Raw genomic sequence first — 503 nt, forward strand, 5'->3', positions numbered from 1 at the left:
CTCCTGCAGCTGGATAATGTCACGCTGCTTCCTCATATCGGTTCAGCAACAGCTAAAGTGCGCTTCAACATGTGCAAACAGGCCGCCGAAAATATGATCGCAGCCATTCAAGGACAAACACCGAAAAATCTCACAAGAGAATTTCAATAAATCAAAAATCCGGTCTGATAACAGACCGGATTTCATATTACATACGCTGAAGAACAGCACGCTTATAAATATGACGGGTGACGATATAATAAAGAGCCTGGAATACAAAATAAATGAAGATGACAATTACTGCCTCAAGAAATAAATTGGAATTCAGCATATTACTTAACGCTGCATACGCAAAGCCGGCGTGAATCGTACCTGCGATAAATGGGATGAAGAATAAAAATCCTATTTGCTTTCCAAGGATCGAGTGAATCTCTTTGTCCGTAACCCCTATCCTTTTTAAGGCTAACACCTGCACTCTCGTATCTTCTATTTCCGTAAACATCCGCAAATACAGCATGCTTCCT

The 503-nt window shown here is 41.0% G+C and carries 2 pseudogenes; one reads left to right on the top strand and one right to left on the bottom strand.

The window, feature by feature from the left end:
- Window positions 1–150: pseudogene (locus ACWHAR_RS32625) on the top strand (bifunctional glyoxylate/hydroxypyruvate reductase B); the annotation flags it as partial.
- 37 nt (window positions 151–187) lie between these two features.
- Here ACWHAR_RS32625 and ACWHAR_RS32630 read toward each other — a convergent pair.
- Window positions 188–503, bottom strand: a pseudogene (locus tag ACWHAR_RS32630) (ABC transporter permease); the annotation flags it as partial.

The sequence above is a fragment of the Bacillus sp. LR--39 genome (assembly GCF_053613335.1).